The sequence below is a fragment of the Streptomyces sp. 4F14 genome, assembly GCF_048159485.1.
Lineage (GTDB): Bacteria > Actinomycetota > Actinomycetes > Streptomycetales > Streptomycetaceae > Streptomyces.
Genome location: NZ_JBLRVY010000021.1, coordinates 39,867 through 58,740, shown reverse-complemented (window position 1 = coordinate 58,740; position 18,874 = coordinate 39,867). Strand labels below are relative to the sequence as shown.

15 protein-coding genes and 1 tRNA gene are annotated in these 18,874 nt (G+C 65.8%); 3 read left to right on the top strand and 13 right to left on the bottom strand.

Annotation, left to right across the window (positions count from 1 at the left end):
• Nucleotides 1–81: 81 nt before the first annotated feature.
• Together ACLZOT_RS31390 and ACLZOT_RS31385 are read right to left on the bottom strand one after the other, a co-directional pair.
• Nucleotides 82–1,254: a 4-hydroxybenzoate 3-monooxygenase gene (locus tag ACLZOT_RS31390; protein WP_416972491.1), complete on the bottom strand. Its 1,173-nt coding sequence runs from the start codon at nucleotides 1,252–1,254 to the stop codon at nucleotides 82–84.
• Nucleotides 1,255–1,473: 219 nt separating this feature from the next.
• Nucleotides 1,474–1,557: transfer RNA gene (locus ACLZOT_RS31385), tRNA-Leu, on the bottom strand.
• A 418-nt stretch (nucleotides 1,558–1,975) separates the two neighbouring features.
• Here ACLZOT_RS31385 and ACLZOT_RS31380 point away from each other — a divergent pair.
• Both ACLZOT_RS31380 and ACLZOT_RS31375 read left to right on the top strand, forming a co-directional pair.
• A complete protein-coding gene (locus tag ACLZOT_RS31380; RefSeq protein WP_416972490.1) occupies nucleotides 1,976–2,803 on the top strand; it encodes an ABC transporter ATP-binding protein in 828 nt (275 codons plus the stop codon).
• The gene (locus ACLZOT_RS31375) at nucleotides 2,803–5,331 is read left to right on the top strand and encodes an ABC transporter permease (RefSeq protein WP_416972489.1); all 2,529 of its coding nucleotides are present in this window, start codon (nucleotides 2,803–2,805) and stop codon (nucleotides 5,329–5,331) included. Before ACLZOT_RS31380 ends, ACLZOT_RS31375 begins: the two co-directional genes overlap by 1 nt.
• 264 nt (nucleotides 5,332–5,595) lie before the next feature.
• On the opposite strand, the gene ACLZOT_RS31370 is transcribed toward ACLZOT_RS31375, so the two are convergent.
• The 9 genes from ACLZOT_RS31370 to mycP all read right to left on the bottom strand — a co-directional run bounded on the left by ACLZOT_RS31370 (nucleotide 5,596) and on the right by mycP (nucleotide 14,692).
• Entirely contained in the window at nucleotides 5,596–6,885 is a 1,290-nt protein-coding gene (locus tag ACLZOT_RS31370) for a class I SAM-dependent methyltransferase (RefSeq protein ID WP_416972488.1), read from the bottom strand.
• A 109-nt stretch (nucleotides 6,886–6,994) separates the two neighbouring features.
• Nucleotides 6,995–7,546, bottom strand: a complete 552-nt coding sequence (locus tag ACLZOT_RS31365) for a hypothetical protein (protein WP_416972487.1) — start codon at nucleotides 7,544–7,546, stop codon at nucleotides 6,995–6,997.
• 265 nt (nucleotides 7,547–7,811) lie between these two features.
• Entirely contained in the window at nucleotides 7,812–8,333 is a 522-nt protein-coding gene (locus tag ACLZOT_RS31360) for a hypothetical protein (protein WP_416972486.1), read from the bottom strand.
• On the bottom strand, nucleotides 8,330–8,884 hold the full coding sequence (locus ACLZOT_RS31355) for a hypothetical protein (protein ID WP_416972485.1): 555 nt from the start codon (nucleotides 8,882–8,884) through the stop codon (nucleotides 8,330–8,332). The genes ACLZOT_RS31360 and ACLZOT_RS31355 overlap by 4 nt, the downstream gene beginning before the upstream one ends.
• Before the next feature lie 66 nt (nucleotides 8,885–8,950).
• A complete protein-coding gene (locus ACLZOT_RS31350) occupies nucleotides 8,951–9,331 on the bottom strand; it encodes a hypothetical protein (protein WP_416972484.1) in 381 nt (126 codons plus the stop codon).
• Nucleotides 9,332–9,473: 142 nt separating this feature from the next.
• Entirely contained in the window at nucleotides 9,474–10,100 is a 627-nt protein-coding gene (locus tag ACLZOT_RS31345) for a hypothetical protein (protein ID WP_416972483.1), read from the bottom strand.
• A gap of 3 nt (nucleotides 10,101–10,103) precedes the next feature.
• Entirely contained in the window at nucleotides 10,104–12,410 is a 2,307-nt protein-coding gene (locus tag ACLZOT_RS31340; protein ID WP_416972482.1) for a hypothetical protein, read from the bottom strand.
• 74 nt (nucleotides 12,411–12,484) lie between these two features.
• Complete coding sequence (locus ACLZOT_RS31335) at nucleotides 12,485–13,003, bottom strand: hypothetical protein (protein WP_416972481.1); 519 nt, start codon at nucleotides 13,001–13,003, stop codon at nucleotides 12,485–12,487.
• Between the two features lie 363 nt (nucleotides 13,004–13,366).
• Nucleotides 13,367–14,692: a type VII secretion-associated serine protease mycosin gene (gene mycP, locus ACLZOT_RS31330; RefSeq protein WP_416972480.1), complete on the bottom strand. Its 1,326-nt coding sequence runs from the start codon at nucleotides 14,690–14,692 to the stop codon at nucleotides 13,367–13,369.
• Nucleotides 14,693–15,710: 1,018 nt separating this feature from the next.
• On the opposite strand from mycP, the gene ACLZOT_RS31325 reads away from it, so the two are divergent.
• Nucleotides 15,711–16,214 carry a hypothetical protein gene (locus ACLZOT_RS31325; RefSeq protein ID WP_416972479.1) on the top strand — a complete coding sequence of 168 codons (504 nt, stop codon included), beginning with the start codon at nucleotides 15,711–15,713 and terminating at the stop codon, nucleotides 16,212–16,214.
• A 73-nt stretch (nucleotides 16,215–16,287) separates the two neighbouring features.
• Here ACLZOT_RS31325 and ACLZOT_RS31320 read toward each other — a convergent pair whose 3' ends face one another.
• Both ACLZOT_RS31320 and ACLZOT_RS31315 read right to left on the bottom strand, forming a co-directional pair.
• The gene (locus ACLZOT_RS31320) at nucleotides 16,288–16,785 is read right to left on the bottom strand and encodes a hypothetical protein (RefSeq protein WP_416972478.1); all 498 of its coding nucleotides are present in this window, start codon (nucleotides 16,783–16,785) and stop codon (nucleotides 16,288–16,290) included.
• A gap of 196 nt (nucleotides 16,786–16,981) precedes the next feature.
• Nucleotides 16,982–18,358: an NAD(P)/FAD-dependent oxidoreductase gene (locus ACLZOT_RS31315; protein ID WP_416972477.1), complete on the bottom strand. Its 1,377-nt coding sequence runs from the start codon at nucleotides 18,356–18,358 to the stop codon at nucleotides 16,982–16,984.
• Nucleotides 18,359–18,874 lie beyond the last annotated feature (516 nt).

Below are 18,874 nucleotides of genomic sequence, written 5' to 3'. Positions count from 1 at the left end.
TGATTCCCTGACCTGCCGACCTCCATTCATGACCAAGTCGCGACACGTCCGGAACCGGGGGGAGACCGTCCGCTTATCCCCTCAGTACAAGAACCCCGTGTACCCCTCGGCCAGCTCCGCACTCGCCGCCCTGGACTCGGCGATCCGGTCGAGGCGGGCCCGCTGGAGGCGGTCCTCGAAGGGGTCGGCGTCGGGGGCGCGGTGCAGCATCGTCGTCATGTCGTAGGAGAACCGTTCGGCCTGCCAGACGCGGTGCAGGCAGTCGGCGGAGTAGGTGTCGAGGAGTCCGGCCGAGCCGGTCGACCGCTCGTGGGCGAGCGCGCGGGCGAGGGTGACGACGTCGCCGACCGCGAGGTTGAGCCCTTTCGCGCCGGTCGGGGGGACGATGTGGGCGGCGTCGCCGGCCAGGAAGAGGCGGCCGTGGCGCATCGGCTCGTGGACGTAGGACCGCATGGGGGTGACGGACTTCTGGGTGATGGGGCCGCGCCGCAGCGTCCAGTCGTCGTCCGTCTCGAAGCGCCGGTCGAGTTCGTCCCAGATCTCGTCGTCCGACCAGCTCTCCGCGTCCGTGCCGGCCGGGACCTGGAGGTAGAGGCGGGAGACGGAGGGGGACCGCATGGACAGGAGGGCGAAACCGCGTTCGTGGCGGGCGTAGACGAGTTCGTCGTGCGAGGGGGGTACGTCGGCGAGGATGCCGAGCCAGGCGTAGGGGTACGTCCGCTCGAAGACCCGGGCGTCCCTCTCAGGTATGACGCGCCGGGCGATGCCCCAGAACCCGTCGCAGCCGACGACGTAGTCGCACTCCAACGTCTCCTCGACGCCCCCGCGCCGGAACCGGACCGTCGGCCGCGTCCCCTCCACGCCCTCCACGGCGAGCGCCTCCGCCTCGAACAACAGCGGCCCGCCGTCGGCGAGTTGGAGGGCTATGAGGTCCTTGCAGACCTCGGTCTGGGCGTAGACGGTGACGGAGCGCCCGCCGGTGAGGCCGGGGAAGTCGACGCGGTGGCGGCGGCGGTCGTAGCGCAGCTCGATGCCGTCGTGCCGCAGCCCTTCCCGGTCGAGGCGGTCCGCCGCGCCGGCCTCGCGCAGGACGTCGACGGTCCCCTGCTCCAGGATTCCCGCGCGCTGCCGGTGCTCGACGTAGGCGCGGTCGTGGCTCTCCAGGACTACGGAGTCGATGCCGGCGACGTGGAGCAGCCGGGCGAGGAGGAGGCCGGCGGGGCCGGCGCCGATGATGCCGACGGTGGTGCGCATCGCGCGTTCCCTTCGCAACCGTTCACTCAGGGGTGTTCGGGCCTTGAAGGCACTCCCCCTGAAGGGTGTTCGCCTGGTGAAATTTCCTTCACCAGGTTCTGGCCATGAGTCTGCGCCCGCGTTCAGGCAGTGTCAACGGTTCGACGGGGTGCGGCCAACGCCTTGATGGACGGCGCAGTCAACCAAGAGGGGCCACGCGGTCAACGGTGCGAGCGGAGGTGCCCAGAGCCGGACTTGAACCGGCACGCCCGCTTCGGGGCAGCGAGGTTTAAGCTCGCCGTGTCTGCATTCCACCATCTGGGCTGGCCAAGGGCTCCGCTTCGTCGCGCCCCGAGCCTATCGGGACGCCCCTCCCCAACAGCGGCCGGGGGAACCGATGTTGTCTTATTTTATTGATGTCTGAGGGAGCATCAGACCACGGAACAGGCCATCCGCACTTGCCAGTAGCCTGACCGGCGATCACCGCGCGTGTACGCGGAATGACGGAATTTCACCGCTTGAACAAGGGCGCTCCACCGGTTCTCGACAATCGAGCCTCGCCGCACACCGTGTTCTCACCGTCACCTCCGGTGTCAGGGTCAGGGTCATACCCAGGTATGACAGGACCGACCCCTGTCACTCCGGAGACTGGTGCCGGAAGCAGAACCGAAGAGTGACTACAACTACGTGGTCCGCCGCCGACGATGGACGAGTCCCGACCCCGTCCTCAGGAGCGACTTCCGTGACCACCACTCCCCTCGCAGCTCGGCCGACCGCCGCCGTGGCCGCCCGAGCCACGGATCTCTCGAAGATCTACGGACAGGGCGAAACCCGGGTGGTCGCCCTGGACCAGGTATCCGTCGACTTCCACCAGGCCCAGTTCACCGCGATCATGGGCCCCTCGGGCTCCGGCAAGTCGACGCTCATGCACTGCGTCGCCGGACTCGACACCTTCTCCTCCGGCTCGGTCCGCATCGGCGAGACGGAACTCGGCTCGCTGAAGGACAAGCAGCTCACGAAACTGCGCCGCGACAAGATCGGCTTCATCTTCCAGGCGTTCAACCTGCTCCCGACGCTGACGGCCCTGGAGAACATCACGCTGCCGATGGACATCGCGGGCCGTAAACCCGACAAGCAGTGGCTGGAAACCGTCATCTCCATGGTCGGTCTGTCGGGCCGTCTCAGCCACCGCCCGTCCCAGCTCTCCGGCGGCCAGCAGCAGCGCGTCGCCGTGGCCAGGGCCCTGGCCTCCCGCCCCGACATCGTCTTCGGCGACGAGCCGACCGGGAACCTCGACTCCCGCTCCGGCGCCGAGGTCCTCGGCTTCCTGCGCAACTCCGTCCGGGAGCTGGGCCAGACGGTCGTGATGGTGACGCACGACCCGGTCGCCGCGTCGTACGCGGACCGCGTGATCTTCCTGGCGGACGGCCGGGTGGTCGACGAGATGTACGGCCCCACGGCCGACTCCGTCCTCGACCTGATGCGCCTCCTTCCCGGGGGCAGTAACACCAGCGGCTCCGCCGCGCGGCCCCGGACCCCCGAGTTCGACGCGAAGGGCCGTACGAGCTGATGTTCCGCACCGCCCTGCGCAACGTCCTCGCGCACAAGGCCCGCCTCCTGATGACCGTCCTCGCGGTCATGCTCGGCGTCGCCTTCGTCTCCGGGACCCTCGTCTTCACCAACACCCTGTCCAACGCCCTGGAGAACAGCTCCGCGAAGGGCTTCGACCAGGTCGACGTAGCCGTCCAGTCCCGTACCCAGAAGGCCAGGGCCAACGAGGTCGCCAAAGACCCCGAGCTGACCGACGCCCTCCTGAAGAAGGCCGCCTCCGTGGAGGGCGCCGCGTCCGCGACCGGCGTGGTGACCGGCTTCACCGCCATCGCCGACAAGGACGGCGACCTGATCGGCAACGGCTTCTCCTCCCAGGGCGGCAACTACTGGGGCGACAAGGACGCCCGCTACCCGCTGACCAGCGGAGCGGCCCCCAAGGGCGCCGGCGAGATCGCGATGGACGCCGACACCGCCAAGCGCGCCGGCTACCAGGTCGGCGACACCGTCCGGATCTCCGTCGACGGCCCGGTCCTCACGCCGACGATCTCCGGCATCTTCACGACGAACGACGGGAACGTCGCGGCGGGCGGCAGCCTCACCCTCTTCGACACGGCGACGGCCCAGAAACTCTTCGGCAAGACCGGCACGTACGACGAGATCGACGTCAAGGCCGCCGCCGGCGTCTCGCAGACGGCCCTGAAGTCCGCCCTCGACAAGGCCCTCCCGACCGACAAGGTCGAGACGACGACGCGCGACGAACTCGCCGCGGACCAGGCGCGGATGATCTCCGCGTCGATGAGCGGCCTCAAGCAGGGCCTGCTGGTCTTCGCCGGGATCGCCCTGTTCGTCGGCACGTTCATCATCGCCAACACCTTCACGATGCTGGTCGCGCAGCGCACCAAAGAGCTGGCCCTGCTGCGCGCGGTCGGCGCCTCCCGGCGTCAGGTGACGCGGTCGGTGCTGATCGAGGCGTTCGTCGTCGGCGTGGTCGCCGGGGTGACCGGCCTGGTCGTCGGCATCGGCATCGGCGCGGGCCTGCGTACGCTCCTGGAGCAGACCGGGGCAATCATCCCCGACGGCCCGCTGATCATCTCGTCCGGCACGATCGCCTCCGCGCTGCTCGTCGGCGTCGTCATCACGATGCTCGCCGCCTGGCTGCCGGGCCGCCGGGCCGCGAAGATCCCGCCGGTCGCCGCGATGAGCAGCCTGCACGCGAAGGCCACGACCCGCTCCCTCGTCGTCCGCAACACGCTGGGCTCGCTGATCTCGGCGGCGGGCGCGGGGACGGTCCTGACGGCGACGACGATGAAGGGGGCCGAGGCGCAGACCGCCATGGGCATCGGCGCGGTCCTGCTGATCATCGGCGTCTTCATCCTCACCCCGCTGCTGTCCCGGCCGCTGATCGCGGCGGCGGCGCCGCTGATGCGCGGCTTCGGGATCGCCGGGAAGCTGGCCCGCCAGAACTCCGTGCGCAACCCGCGCCGGACGGCCGCCACGGCGTCCGCGCTGATGATCGGCCTCACGCTGATCACCGGCATGACGGTCATCGCCGGCAGCCTCCAGAAGGCGATCGAGAAGATGGCGTCCGACTCGATCCGCGCGGACTACGTCGTCTCCATGGTCAACGGCAACTACCTCACGCCGGACGTGGAGAAGAAGCTCAAGGAGACGTCCGGCGTCGAGGCGACCAGCCCGCTGCGCAACTCCCCGTCCCGGATCGACGGCGACTTCGAATCGCTGACCGGGGTCGACGGCGCCACGATCGGCAAGCTGATCAGCCCGGAGGTCCAGGAGGGCCGCTTCGAGGTCGGCGGCACGAAGGTCGTCGTCGACAAGACCACGGCCGGCCTGTACGACTGGAAGGCGGGGTCGGCGTTCACCGTCCACTACGAGGACGGCAAGAGCCAGCGGCTCACGGTCAGCGGGGTCTACAAGGGCAACGACTTCCTGCACGGCATCCTGCTCGACGCCGCGACCCTCGCCCCGCACCAGACCGACGTCACCGACATGCAGGTCATGGTCAAGACCGCCGAGGGCACCTCCGCCGAGGCGAAGGCCGCACTGGTGAAGGCGCTCGGCGACAACCCGGGCATCAAGATCCAGAGCAAGAAGGACATCTCCAACGAGATCGCCCAGTTCTTCACGCTGCTGCTGAACATGCTGTACGGGCTGCTCGCGATGGCCGTCATCGTCGCCGTCCTCGGGGTCGTCAACACCCTCGCGATGTCCGTCTTCGAGCGGTCCCAGGAGATCGGGATGCTCCGCGCGATCGGGCTCGACCGGCAGGGCATCAAGCGGATGGTCCGGCTGGAGTCCCTCGTCATCTCCCTCTTCGGCGGGGTCCTCGGCGTCGGCCTCGGAGTCTTCTTCGGCTGGGCCGCGGGCGAACTGATGGGGACCAGCCTGCCGACGTACGAACTCGTCCTCCCCTGGGCCCGGATCGCCGTCTTCCTCGCGCTCGCCGGTGTGGTGGGCGTCCTGGCGGCACTGTGGCCGGCGCGGCGTGCTGCGCGGCTGAACATGCTGGGGGCGATCAAGTCGGAGTAGCTCGGGGGCGGGGGCGGGCGGTCTCCTGAACGGGGGTGGAGACCGCCCGGCTTCCTCTTGTACGGGGGGCGCTTCGGGGGCAGCGGCCTTGAGGGCTCGCGTTTTCGGGGGCGAGTGCTTCGAGAGCTCGCGCTTTCGAGGGTCAGCCGGCCTCGGGGCTCGCTCTCGCGGGCGGGCGCTTCGACGGCCCGTCTCCCCCAAGCCGGCTCGCGCCTTCGCGGGCCGGCATTTCCACGGCCCTCATCCTTGAGGGCTGTCCACCGGTTACCCGGCCCAGGCCCGTGAGCGCAGTGTGAGTCCCGCGGTGCCCGAGTCCGGTGTCCGTACCGCCAGGACCTGGTTGACCCCTATGCGGTTGCGTTCGAAGGCGAGCGCGGAGGCGGCCATGTAGAGCTTCCAGACTCTCGCCCGCCCGGGCCCGGCGAGTCTCGCGGCCCGCTCCCACCCGGCCTCCAGGTTCCGCACCCAGCGCCGCAGGGTCAGCGCGTAGTGCTCCCGGAGCGACTCGACGTCCCGCACCTCGAACCCGGCGCGCTCCAACTGCGTGACGGTGGTGCCGATCGGCGCGAGTTCCCCGTCGGGAAAGACGTAGGCGTCGATGAACGAGTCCAGCTGGTACGCCTCTTCGTCCCCATGAGGTCGCCGGGCGATCTGGTGGTTGAGCAACCTCCCGCCGGGCGCGAGGAGTTGATGCAGATGCCGGGCGTACTCCAAGTACTTCTCGGCCCCCACGTGCTCCGCCATCCCGATGGACGAGATCGCGTCGTACGGCCCGTCGTCCACGTCCCGGTAGTCCTGCACCCGGATCTCGACGAGCCCGGCCACCCCGGCGTCGGCGACCCGCTTGCGCGCGAGGACCGCCTGCTCCTGCGAGAGCGTCACGCCGACGACGCGGACCCCGTACTCCCGCGCGGCGTGCATCGCGAACGAACCCCACCCGCACCCGACATCGAGCACCCGCTGCCCCTCCCGGAGCCCCAGCTTCCGGCAGACGAGGTCGAGTTTGTCCCGCTGGGCGTCCTCCAGGGAGATGCCCTCGTCCCAGTAGGCGCAGGAGTAGACCAGGGAGGGCCCGAGCACGAGCGAGTAGAACTCGTTCCCCACGTCGTAGTGGTGACTGATCGCCCGCCGGTCCGTGTGCCGCGTATGCAGATGCCGCACCCGTCGGGCCTCCTCCTTCGGCGGCGCGGGCGGCAACGGCACCCCGCCGAGCCGTACGAGCCCGGCCACGCCCCGCCGGAACCCGGCCCGCCGCACCAGTTCCCCCAACCCCGGGGCCTCCTCCCCCCGCTCCCACACCACCCCCGCCAACAACTCCAGCGCCCTGTAAAAATCTCCCTCGATCTCGATGTCCCCCGCCACCCACGCCCGAGCGAGCCCCAACTCCCCCGGCTTGAACAACAGCCTCCGCACAGCCCGCCGATTCCGCACCACCAGCGTCGGCACCCCCTCCCCACCGGCCTCGGACCCGTCCCACGCCCGCACCCTCACCGGCACTTCCCCACCCATCACCAACTCCAACGCCCCCACCAGCCGCCCAGCGGCACCACCCATGGCCACCCACCTCCGTGACAACACTCCCGGAACGACCTGTCACCACGTAAACACAGGAAACCCCTCGATCCAGTCCCACACGACCGACAGATCTCGGCCAATCACGCCCCTACCGCCAACTCGTGGGGCTTGGTGACTCCTCCTGTCCGAACGCGCCCTCGGTACACTCAGGCAGTTTCTCAACCCGATTCGTATAATCGCCAATAATACGCCTCATCGCATCAGCATCTTTATGCTCATCCCCCCAGAACTGGAACCCGGTGTACAGCTCCTGGCCGTAACGAGCATCAACGCAAGTTCGCGTCTTCCCGAAAGCTTCATTTCCCGAGTACACGTACCTCCCTCCCTCGTCCACCTCCTTGAGGGTTTTCAAGGTATTCAGCGCGGCGAAGTACGAAGTCGCCTTCCCTTTCTCCACCCACCCGATGCTGGCTGTCGCAACAACCTTGTTGTCGACGATCACCTTGCACAGATCTGTCGTTTCATACTTCGTCTCCCGAACCGTGATCGATTTTCCGTCAGGAAGAAACGGCTCAATATCTTCAGGGTTGATCGAAATTCCGCACAGTTCTCCTGGAGTCGCATAATCCCGACCCCCTTCAGAATTTGAGCAGCTCGAAACAAGAAGGACGGAGAGTGCGGTGAAAACCAATGCCCCCAAGTGGGCAGAGCGTACTTTTTGAGATTTCATAAGGGAATCTGCACACTTCCTGGGGCTGCCCCCATCAGTTCACCGGGCCAGGGCCGATCCCCGGCGTTCCCCTGCTGCGGCCTTCCTCCGCTCCCGCTCGCTCCAACAGCTCAGGATCCTCAGGCTGATCCTGGCTGAGGTGTTTCTAAGGATGACCTGCGTCAAGACAGACCGTGTACGCGCTTGGCGATCGATGGGTGCGCCGTCTCCAGCAGGCAGTCGTAGAACGAGATGGTCAACCGCATTCGGCGGACGCCTCAAGGCCCTTAATGTAAGATATGATCAGTTTCTTCATGGCCTCCGGATTCGACCGGCCGGCTGTGAAAACCTGCACAACACCGTACAGGTCCTGGTCGGGATGCTCCGTCGACTTGCAAGATTCTGAGGTCTTGCCGACGGCTCCCACGCCTGAATAGAGATAGCGTTCATCGTCGGTCACTTTCCCGTCATCGGTGTTCGCATATGCTGCGGCGACAGTGACGGCACTCTCCCTGTCACCCCACCATGTAAGAATCTCTCGAACAGTGACCTTGCCATCGACGGTCACATCGCATCGCGCTGCCCCACCGCTGAGGATCGACGACTTCACTGTGAGGGAGTCACCTCCCGGCAGGAAGGGATCAATCAGGTTGGGATCAGATGAAATCTCACACAAGGATCCAGGTATCGAGTAGTTCTTCTCGTCGTCTCCGCCATCGGCGGAGCATGCGACCACGCTGAATGCCCCAGCCAGAGCCACGGCGATGATGATCCTCATAGGGATACTCCTGTGGCACACTCTGATGTTTTCTCGACCTCGCCGGTGAAGTCCATGATGAGGCTCTTCATGGAGTCGGCGTCCTTATGTTTCGCATCCCAGAACTGAATGGATGCATAGAGTTCCTGCTTGTTTTGAGGGTCCTTGCAGGTGCGGGTCTTCCCGAACGCCTGGTTGCCCGAGTAGACATACCTGTCACTATCCGTCGATTTGTCAAATTTGTCCAGAGTCTGCATGGAGACGAAATACCATGTCGTCTTCCCTGCGGCCACCCACTCACGCACGACAGTCGCGACGACCTTGTTGTCAACACTCACATCGCATCCCCTCCTCGTCAGAGTTTTTTCTTCCCGGACGGAAATGCTGCGCCCCCCGGGCAGGAAGGGTGTGATCTCGCTCGCGTCAACGGATACGCCACACAGGGAGGTCGGGGCCGCGTATTCGCGACTCGGCTCGGATTCGGAGCAGCCCGATGCCGCCACGAGGAGAGACGCCGTCGCGGCAATGACTTTCACGTTGCGGCGGGCGAAGAGTGCACTGTGCGGCTTCAAGCGACTGCCCCTCGATACAGGGCGGCGACACTAGGATGAACTGGGCCCGAGAAAGCGCACGAAAGTTTACTCCTTGTACGGATCCTGACCCCGGTATTGATTCTCCGCCGATCCTGTTGCAACATAAGTCCGCTTAATCCCTTCCTTCATCTGCGATAAATCAGCCTTCTGATCAGCCGGACGACAATGAGGAAAGTAACTCTCACCGCTCTGCCCGATATCCCTCATATCCTTATTACAAAATTCCCTACTGGCGATTTGAACCTTCTCGCCCAGCTTCGCTTCTGCGCCATCGACCGCCTTGCAGATCTCCCGTCCAATGAACGTATTAACCACTTCTCCGCCAAAATTTGTGGCAATCGGCGCGATAGCCACACCGGCTGCGGCTGAGCCAGGGATGGGAAGCACGGCTATACCCCCAACGGGATGGGCCGGCATGTGGGTCATGCCGAAACGTCGGCGCCGAGCCTGACAGCAGCCCAACCCGGGCCGCAGCTCAACTCTCACAATTACCTTCTTCGCAGCCTCGCAAATAGGGTTACAGACTTTTAAATTTGCCATTATTCGAACATCTGGAGGCAGATGAAAATCAGTTTGTGGAATTCACCTTAGAAGGCAGGTCGCACCTCGCGCGAGAGTGGGCATAAGCGGTCGCATTCTCTACCAATTCAATAAGGCCCGACCGGATTTCCGAATCGCTGGCGCTACCCCTTTCCTTCAAGTGGACGTGCACGCTAAGGTACCTACTCGCTCCACGCGACAGGCAGGGTGAGTAGACCGCTGCGATCCGGCTCGAAGCCACGGCCCTGTCACCAGCATCGAAAGGAGTCAAGGAGGACGCGGGAACCAGTTGCTCGACCACTTCCTTCACCCATTGGTCCGTATTTTCATACTCCACCAACTCTGCTCGGGCCACAGCGATCTGCTTGCCGTCACCGTAAATAAAGCAATACGTCCCGTAAGAGCTATCCTTTTCGTCGACACGAGAAGCGGTTGTATCGTCCCTGGAAGAATATTCTGACTTCTTGGGCAAAATTTGTTTCAGCGCTGTTTCAGCCCGTGCCGCGTCACCGAGCGAACCGCATACTTCACCCGCCTTGATTTCTCGAGTTTCTTTGAACGGTGGAAGGTCCAAGGCGTACAGCATCGCCATAGCCAGGACTACGACCAGCGCGACACCAGCAGGGATGAGGATCTTCGGGCGGTTGATTTTCAACGCTTAGCCTTCCGAGTCGAGGCTTCGGGGTACGCCCTCACCGTCGATATAGTCATGAACCTTAGAACGGGCAGTGTCAAATCCCGATTCTGCGGCATTTGCCACGGAACCCTCAATCAGCGGATGACGTTGGCCAGCTGCTTCCCCGGCCTTCTTGGCCGCTTCTTCGACCAAGGCATACGTCGAGTCCCTAGTGCCGTTGAACAGAGTTCCGTTGCGGTAGACAACTTCATCGGTACTGTCCTTCGCCATGCCGCCAGTGATGCTGTTGATAACCTCTTCCGCGGCTGTACCCGCCACATCCCCAATAATGGCCCCACCTGGCCCTGTCATCGGCGCAGTAGCCATTCCAATACCGATACCGATGGCAGTCCCACCCCAAGTTCCAGCGGATTCCAGCGCCGAGTTGTACTCGGCATCCGCTTCTGCGCCTCGAACCTCGTTCTCGTAAGCGCGACCGGCGCCAATAATCCCCTCGATCTGCCCGGCGGCCTTCGCGATCCCGTCCATTCCCTGCTTGAGACTCTCAGACTGAGAAAATCCCGGGTCGAGATAAACACCGGGATGCGTGAAGTGGTGATGCATCAACTGTGTCGTATAGCTGTACTGACCCAAATTTACGGCAGCATACCCTTCCGGATTCCTGCCGACCGCATAAAGGAATCGAGTCACATCCTTCTCTCCGGGATTCGCAACAGAACCTGCGACCGGGAAAAGGGCCTCATCGTTTCTTCCTGCAGAAAGCTGCCGATGAATGTCAGGCATATATTCTGCCGCGATCTGCCCCATACTGTCCGACATGTAGCCATTGCCGGTAAGGAGCGATTCCTTCTGTGAGATCGACGAGACGATGGACTCGAAGAGTTTGGTCTGCTCGGCGTTGTGGGCCGGCGTGTCCAGCGTGGGCATCTCGCCCGCCGGATGGCCTGTGGTCGCTGCCTCCAGGGCCATGCCCATGTAGTTCTGCCCGGTGTGGAGGTCGTCGCCTTTGAGGCTGGTTTCTTCGGGCCAGTCTCGTTCTTCGAAGAGGTATTGGAAGTTGGAGAGGCCGACTTTGCCTTTGTAGTCGTTCTCGTCGTCCGAGTCTCGTTCGAAGGGGTTGTTGGGGTCGGATTTGGTTACGTAGTCGTCGTTGAAGAAGGTGGTGGCAGCGTCGGGGCTGTTGGCTAGGGCTCGCATGTAGCCGGTGAGGGGATCGGCGCCGGTGTCGTCGGCGAGGAAGCTGAGGCGTTGGGTGGTGCCGCCCGCGCCGCCGAACTGCCAGACGCGGTTGGGCTGTTGGCCGTATGCGGTGAGTTCCTTCTCGGTGGCCATCAGGCGACTGCCGTAGTCCGTGAGGAACCTGTCGTCGTAGTCGCCCACGCGCATCAGGTTGCTCATGACCTGGAAGCCCATGGGGCCGGTGTCGCCGACGCGGGTGGGGCCCAGGGCGATCATGTCGCGTTTCCAGGTGTGCATCGCCGTGGAGTCGCTCTGCGAGGCGCCGGCCAGGGTGAGGCTCAACCCGCGCTGGAGGTCGTCGAGTTGGTCGCGGCGTTTGTCGACGACCTCGTAGTTGCGGCCGTCGGTGAGGCCGGACCAGAAGTCCAGGGTCTTCTGCGGGCCGAGGGTCGTGGCGAACCGTTCGGCGAACAGGGGGTCGTCGGCGTACTTCTTGAAGCCCGCGTTGAGCTGGTCGAACTCCTTGACCGTGAGGTCGTGGGGGTCCTTGCGCGCCAGCCGGGCGAGGTTGTCGGCCTCCTTGACGGCCTCCGCCGCGGTGTCCCGGTCCTTGTAGTCGGCGCCGGAGAAGCCCAACTCGCTCTGATCGGCCAGGGCCTTGAGGACGGTCGCCGCCGAACTGTCGCTCGTGGACGCCTGGTTCAGGATCTTCTGGATGTCGTCGCGGACGCCCGTCATCTCCGCCGTACGGTCGGGCTCCTTGCCGGAGGGGTCCTGGGGGCGGGTCGCCAGGGTGACCATGAAGCCGTCGCCGGACGGCAGGACGCTGAAGCCCTTGGTGCGGGCGGTCTGCACCGCCGACGTCAACTGCTCGTGGAAACCCTTGAGTTCGCCGAGCGTGTCGTCCAGGATCCGGTAGATACTGTTCGCCTGGGTGTGGGCGTCGGCGAACTCACCGGCCGTCTTGCCGATGAACTCCTTGCTGACCTGCTGGTTCACACCGGCCCAGTTGGCCTTGTTGGCCGCCTTGTGCAGGCCGTCCTCCGCGTCCTTCTGGAGCTGTTCGAGGTTCTTGACCAGCGTTCCCCAGTCGGTCACGGCGTCGGAGAGCAGCTTGAAGTTGGCGTGGAACAGGGCGTCGAATTTCACGAGGGGTCATTCCTGAGTGAGGGGGTCGTCGGCTGCGGGTGGGACGGCCTGGCCGTCCGGGAGTGCGCCGCTCCTCACTCCTTCTTCTTCGGCTCGCCGTAGACCTGGTTCGGGGTGCCCGGGGCGCCGACCCGTTCGTCGAAACCGGCGTCCAGGACGCTGATGCTGCTGGCCGACCTCGCGATGTAGTCGTCGTCGTTCGCGTGCAGCTTCTTCGTCACGTGCATGTGGTTCGCGATGTGCGAGCACGCGTCCATCAGCGACTTCAGCTGGGCTTCCCAGCGGTTCGACACGTGCTGGAGGGCGCCGCCGAGCGCGAAGCCCTGGGAGGTGAGGTCCGTCGCCGCGGAGTCGCTGGACGGGACCGAGACCCGGGCCTTGCTCCACAGGTCGTCGAACAGGGTGTGGGCCGATTTGCCGATCGCCGCCAGGTCCTTCTGGGAGACCTTGAGGACTCCGTACGAGCTGGGGGTGGACTGTGCGCCGCCCGGGCGGCCCGATCCGTCGTCCACGCCGTTCAACTGCATCCCGGCGGAGCTCTGTTGGCGCTCCAGCGCGCCCGCCTTGAGCTGTTCCCACTCGTCCCAGGCCATCGATGGGTACCTTCCCCGTGGGCGGCTCGGTCGCCGCCTCTGTCCTCCGTACGGCACCACTCTCGTGGCCACGCGTCCCCGATCTCCGGTACAAGTTAGCAACTCGGTAAGAGAATCAGCGATGGGCGTTTCGAGCTGATCGGCCTGAGGGTGTGAAGTATTCGGGGAGGTGTTTCCGATTCCGGATATACGGAGGGGCCGGGCGCGGGCGTCCGGTTGGGGCGGGGCCGGTAAGGGTGGGGCCCGGGTCGGCTCCGGAAGGTAAGAGGGGCGGCCGTCGACGGGTACGCATCCTGGTGGACGTCAGTGGCGGGGGACAGCCTCCGTGAGCTCTGCCGGAGGCCGTCTCCTCAACCCGTACGGTCAGGACGGGCCCTGACCCTGGCCCTGGCTCGGGGGGACGTTGCCGGGCATCGGCGGGGGTGGGCCGAAGCCCTGCTGCGGGGACGGGTACGGCTGGGTCTGGGAGTGCTGCGGGGTGGTGCGGCGCTTCCTTAGGACGGCCGTTGCCGCCGCGCTGGCTGCGGCCAGGGCGGCCACGCCGATGCCGATGAGCAGCCACGGGGGGCCGTCGTCGCCCTTCGCGGCGGGTGCCGCTTTTGCCGGTTCGCTCGCCTTCGCCGATGGGGCGGGCGTGGGGGAGGCCGATTTCTCCGCCGCTGCGAGGTCGGGGAGGGGGTAGACGTTCGCCGGGCCCGGGTCGCCGGGGGTGTGGAGGGCGATGCGGGGGCGAACAATGCCGTAGCCGATGGCGTCGTTGCGCTTCGCGCCGTCGGTGGGGCCGCCGATCGTGTTCAACATGACGCGGAGGACCTGGTTGTTGGTCCAGGTGGGGTGGATGGACCAGATGAGGGCGGCGCTGGCGGAGGCGAGGGCTGTGGCGTCACTGGTGCCGCTCGATTCGCAGAGGCCGGTCTTGCCACCGCAGGCGTGCACCATTTCCTCGCCGGGGGCCGCCATATCCACCTGCGGGCCATACTCGGACATATTGATCCTGTGGAGGTCCTTGCCCACTGCCGCGACACCAACCACACCAGGAGTCGCCGCCGGATACATCACCGGGTTACCCTTCTCCGCATTATTGCCGACACCCGCGAAGATCAATGAACCCTTCTTGAGTGCATATGCAACTGCGGAAGAAACCTCCTGAGTGGTTTCCGAAGCGGCCATGGAGATATTGATGACCTTCGCACCATGGTCGGCGGCATAACGAATCGCCGGGGGCAACGATGCGTTGAATATCTTGTCGCCTTCAAGCTTATTGGTCGCTTCAGCGTTGGGTACACGAATCGGCAGGATCTTCGCTCCAGGAGCAAGGCCGAATGCGCCCTTGCCACCACCGTACGCGCCAGTTCCCGCAATAATGCCGGCCATGCCCGTGCCATGACCGGCATAGTCCGTGTGGGCATCACCGGACTCGTCCGTAGCGTAGTCCTTGCCCGGGAGAACTCGTCCTACCAGGTCAGGGTTGGTGGGATCCACTCCTGAGTCGATGACCGCGACCGTGACACCTTCGCCGGTGCTGGTCTTCCACATGCTCTCAGCCTGCATCCGGTCCAGGTACCACTGCTCTTCACGAGTCGACTCGGCGCCCACCGCCGACGTCCCCGCAGCGCCCACAAGCAGCAAACCCAGGACTGTCACGGCAGCAACGCGACGAGCCCCGCTTCGATCACCCCTGAAGCGCATGAACTTCGCTCTCCCTAGTTCCTGAACACGTCACTCGACGACCGGCGGCACGGTGGGCCGCTGATTTCGGCGCCAGGTCTCCTCGTCCTCGGTCACACCGTAAGGCCGGCTGCTCGCGCTTCTCGTATTCGCTGCGGGCGTCCCTTGAGGTGGTCGCGAAGCAGGGCCTGCTTCGCTGTGATTCTCGCCAGAGCGCGCTGCACCGACAGTCGTACCGCCCGAGACCACGTTCCGTGTTCCCTCCTGGCCGACACCCACCACTCCGGGAGCAGGGACGCGCCCTCCTCGACGCCCTGCCTGCTGAAGAGGGCTACTGCCCACAGCACCGGAGTTAGCCGTCGGGCGCCCCCCGACAATTCCGCCAGGCATCGATGCTGGACGGCCACCTGAAGCCGCACCCGGCATTCCGGTTGCCCGGCCGACTGGACCACCTGTTGCCTGTCCCATCGGGCCGCGCGTCGGTGTGCCTTCCCCTCCTACGACCATGCCTCGTGGGATGGCCCCCGCCGGTCTACCCTCTGGCTGCAGGACAGGACGTCCACCGACGATGCCGTTGCCACCTGTAACCCCCGAAACACGACCGAGGGGTGGGGCACCGCCCCCTGTCCCCTGGCCCAACGGCGTCACAGGCATACCCGTGCCGAGCACCCGGCCCTGAACGGCCGGGTTGTTGGCGGACGGCGTTTGTCCACCACCGAACAGCGGCGGCAGCAAACCGGCCTGAGGCATCGTTCCTTTCACCGCAGCAGGATCAACAGCACTACGCGGCGGCTCCACCAGGGACTGGGACGGGAGAGTAACGGCCGAATCAATGGACGTCCGTACAGAGGACGGCGTTTCAGCCGGAGAATGCGGTTGAGCCGCAAGAGCGCTGGGGGCATGCCGCAGGGAAGGGCTTCCTGTTGAACCCGTTTCCTCTGCCGCGGAACTCGTCGTATGGACTGCCTGAACAGAAGAGCTAGCGCGAGAGGATTCACCAGGCCTGGCTTTATTGGTCGCGTCATCGACCAAATAGCCCGTGGGCACGAACGCCTCAGGCGGCGGCGGAAGCTTCGGTCTCTCCAAAGAATTCAGCTGCGTAGCAGACCACGAATACGACTGCGCGAGCTTCGTCATCTGGGAGGCCGCCTCAAGGCGGACCTTCTCGCGGTCCGCGGTCAGGGCTGCCAGTTCCGCGGAGGACTTGGAGGCGATCCCGGCGGCGTCGGGGTCGTTGTGGGCGGCGTTGGCCGCGGCGAGGTTCGCCTTGGCGCTCGGCATGTCGCGGGGGATGGAGGACTGGGCGAGGGAGATGGCGTCGGAGGCGTGCATGAGCCACGTGCCGGAGTCTTTGCTGAAGTCGCTGAGGCGCAGGGTCGCGGCGGCGAGGTCGGCGGCCCAGGTGCGGAAGGCGTCGGCGCCCTCGCCCTTCCAGGCCACCCACTGGGGGCGGACCTTCAACTCGTCGGCGATGTCCAGGATTTCCGCGGCGGCCTTCTCCAGCCGGCTCGCGGCGCCGCTGACCACGCCCGAGTTCGCCTGATCGAGCCACGCGAGCATCTGCTCGTGGCTCATGCCGTCGAAGAACGTCCCGCCCGAACTCTCTGCCTCACGCATCAGATCGCCCCGCCCTTCGAGTTCTTCGGCCCGTCGCCGGACGCCGGCTGACCCGCCGTCTGTTCCGGCCGGCCGGGGTCGTACACCCCGCCGTACTCCTTCGTCGTCTCCGCGCTGATCGCCGCCATCCGCTGCCGGACGTCGAGGTCGATGTTCTCGTACCCCTTGTGGGAGGCGAGGACGGCGATGCCCATGCCCTCCATGGAGTCGGAGAGGAGCTTGGAGAGGTTCTCGAGTTCGCCGATGACCGTTTCGTACGCGGTGAAGAGGCCCGCCGCCTCGATCCACCCCTCGCTGCCGCCGCCGAACTGGTGGCGGGTGAGCTGGTCCTGGGCCAGTTCGGTGGGACCGGCCGAGGATCCCTTGAGCGTGCGGATCAGTTCGTCTATGCGCGTGCGGAAACCTGTGAACGACGCGTACTCCGTGGCCATGTCGGCCTGCGCCTGAATCGCGTTCTGAGCGTCCTTCGACGGGTTCCCCCCGCCCTCCAGCAACATCCCGTCATCCTCCCCGTACGGATCACACGGCCAACTCTAACCACCACCACCGACACCCGGCCCCCGAGGGCCCCACCATCCATCCAACCCCCACATCCACGCCCCGGCATGAGCACGCGTACTCAGCGGCCCGCGCATGCCGAAGGGGCCGCCCGCACCACGGATGGCGGACGGCCCCTTCAGCAGAGCAAACCGTTCAGGACGCCTTGGCCTCGGTCTTGGCCGGAGCGGGCGCCGGCGCCGGCTTGGCCGCCTCGTAGAACTCCTCGCGGGGAGTCTCCAGGGCACCGAGCGCGACGACCTCACGCTTGAGGAACATCCCGAGGGTCCAGTCGGCGAGGACGCGGATCTTGCGGTTCCAGGTCGGCATGGCCATGCCGTGGTAGCCACGGTGCATGTACCAGGCGAGGCGCCCGCGCACCTTGATCTTCATCTTGCCCATGACGATCATCGCGACGCCCTTGTGGAGGCCGAGGCCGGCCACGGCGCCCTTGTTGGCGTGCGAGTACGTCTTCTGCGGGAAGCCCCGCATGCCGGAGACCACGTTGTCGCCGAGGACCTTGGCCTGGCGCAGCGCGTGCTGGGCGTTGGGCGGGCACCAGGCGTTCTCGACGCCGGCCTTGCGGGCGGCGACGTCGGGGACCTGGGCGTTGTCGCCGGCGGCCCAGATGTAGTCGGTGCCCTGGACCTGGAGGGTCTCGGAGGTGTCGACGTGTCCGCGGGGGCCGAGGGGCAGGCCGTAGCGGGACAGGACGGGGTTGGGCTTGACGCCGGCCGTCCAGACGATCGTGTTGGAGTCGACCTCAAGGCCGTTCTTCAGGACGACGTGGCCGTCGACGCAGGAGTCCATCGAGGTCGAGAGGTAGATCTCGACGCCGCGGCTCTCCAGGTGCTCCTTGCCGTAGAGGCCGAGCTTGGGGCCGACCTCGGGGAGGATCTTGTCGGCGGCGTCGACGAGGACGAAGCGCATGTCCTCGCGGGAGACCGTCTTGTAGTACTTGGCGGCGTCCCGCGCCAGGTCCTCGACCTCGCCGATGGTCTCCGCGCCGGCGAACCCGCCGCCGATGAAGACGAAGGTCAGCGCCTTGCGGCGGATCTCCTCGTCGGTCGTGGAGTCGGCCTTGTCGAGCTGTTCGAGGACGTGGTTGCGCAGGCCGATGGCCTCCTCGACGCCCTTCATGCCGATGCCCTGTTCGGCGAGGCCGGGGATCGGGAAGGTGCGGGAGACGGCGCCGAGCGCGATCACCAGGTAGTCGAAGGGCAGCTCGTACGCCTCGCCGACGAGCGGCGCGATCGTCGCGACCTTGCGGTCCTGGTCGATGGTGGTGACCCGGCCGGTGAGCACCTCCGCCTTCGGCAGCACGCGTCGCAGCGGGACGACGACGTGGCGCGGGGAGATGTTGCCGGCGGCGGTTTCCGGGAGGAAGGGCTGGTAGGTCATGTACGACCTGGGGTCGACGACCGTGACAGTCGCCTCTCCGTAGCGCATCTTCTTCAGGATGCGCCGAGCGGCGTACAGGCCGACGTACCCACCGCCTACTACGAGGATCCTGGGACGCTCCGTGGTGCTCATGCCATCGAGTATCCACCCGGGTCAGGGGGGTCGCTCGTGCGCCCCTTCACAAGCTTCGGCAGGGGGTGTGTTATCCTCCGCGACTCACGTGATCCATGTCATGTCCGGGAGCGGGAACCCACTCCCCCGCGGCGCCGTTGTCAATGGCCCCCGACCTGCCTCTCCGGGCCCGGAAGGGCTCCGTGAGGGGTCCGTACGGCGGCCGTGAGACGCCTTCGCGATACGTCCCCGTACCCCCGTTTTGAACGTGTTCACACGGGTGTTGGGCCCCGGAAGGGCCAACCGGGGCACGTTCCTCGCCCAACGGGACCCTTTTCCTTGTGAAGAACTTCACGAACTTTGTCGACGCGACGCCACCGCGTCCTCGCGAAGCGCGCTCAAACGGTGTTCTCCCTGCTCAGTGGAGACGCCACAGAGACACACCCCGAACCCCCTTGGCCGAAAATCGCCTCTTCCCTCACCTCGTCCCTGGCCTGAATGATGTGGCTCCTTCACAACATCAACTCTGTGAGACGA

Excerpts from the sequence above, each read along its gene's own strand:
- ACLZOT_RS31390 (WP_416972491.1), bottom strand. The coding sequence starts at position 1,254 with ATGCGCACCACCGTCGGCATCATCGGCGCCGGCCCCGCCGGCCTCCTC.
- ACLZOT_RS31375 (WP_416972489.1), top strand. The coding sequence starts at position 2,803 with ATGTTCCGCACCGCCCTGCGCAACGTCCTCGCGCACAAGGCCCGCCTC.
- ACLZOT_RS31370 (WP_416972488.1), bottom strand. The coding sequence starts at position 6,885 with ATGGGTGGTGCCGCTGGGCGGCTGGTGGGGGCGTTGGAGTTGGTGATG.
- ACLZOT_RS31360 (WP_416972486.1), bottom strand. The coding sequence starts at position 8,333 with ATGAGGATCATCATCGCCGTGGCTCTGGCTGGGGCATTCAGCGTGGTC.
- ACLZOT_RS31350 (WP_416972484.1), bottom strand. The coding sequence starts at position 9,331 with ATGACCCACATGCCGGCCCATCCCGTTGGGGGTATAGCCGTGCTTCCC.
- ACLZOT_RS31335 (WP_416972481.1), bottom strand. The coding sequence starts at position 13,003 with ATGGCCTGGGACGAGTGGGAACAGCTCAAGGCGGGCGCGCTGGAGCGC.
- mycP (WP_416972480.1), bottom strand. The coding sequence starts at position 14,692 with ATGCGCTTCAGGGGTGATCGAAGCGGGGCTCGTCGCGTTGCTGCCGTG.
- ACLZOT_RS31320 (WP_416972478.1), bottom strand. The coding sequence starts at position 16,785 with ATGTTGCTGGAGGGCGGGGGGAACCCGTCGAAGGACGCTCAGAACGCG.
- ACLZOT_RS31315 (WP_416972477.1), bottom strand. The coding sequence starts at position 18,358 with ATGAGCACCACGGAGCGTCCCAGGATCCTCGTAGTAGGCGGTGGGTAC.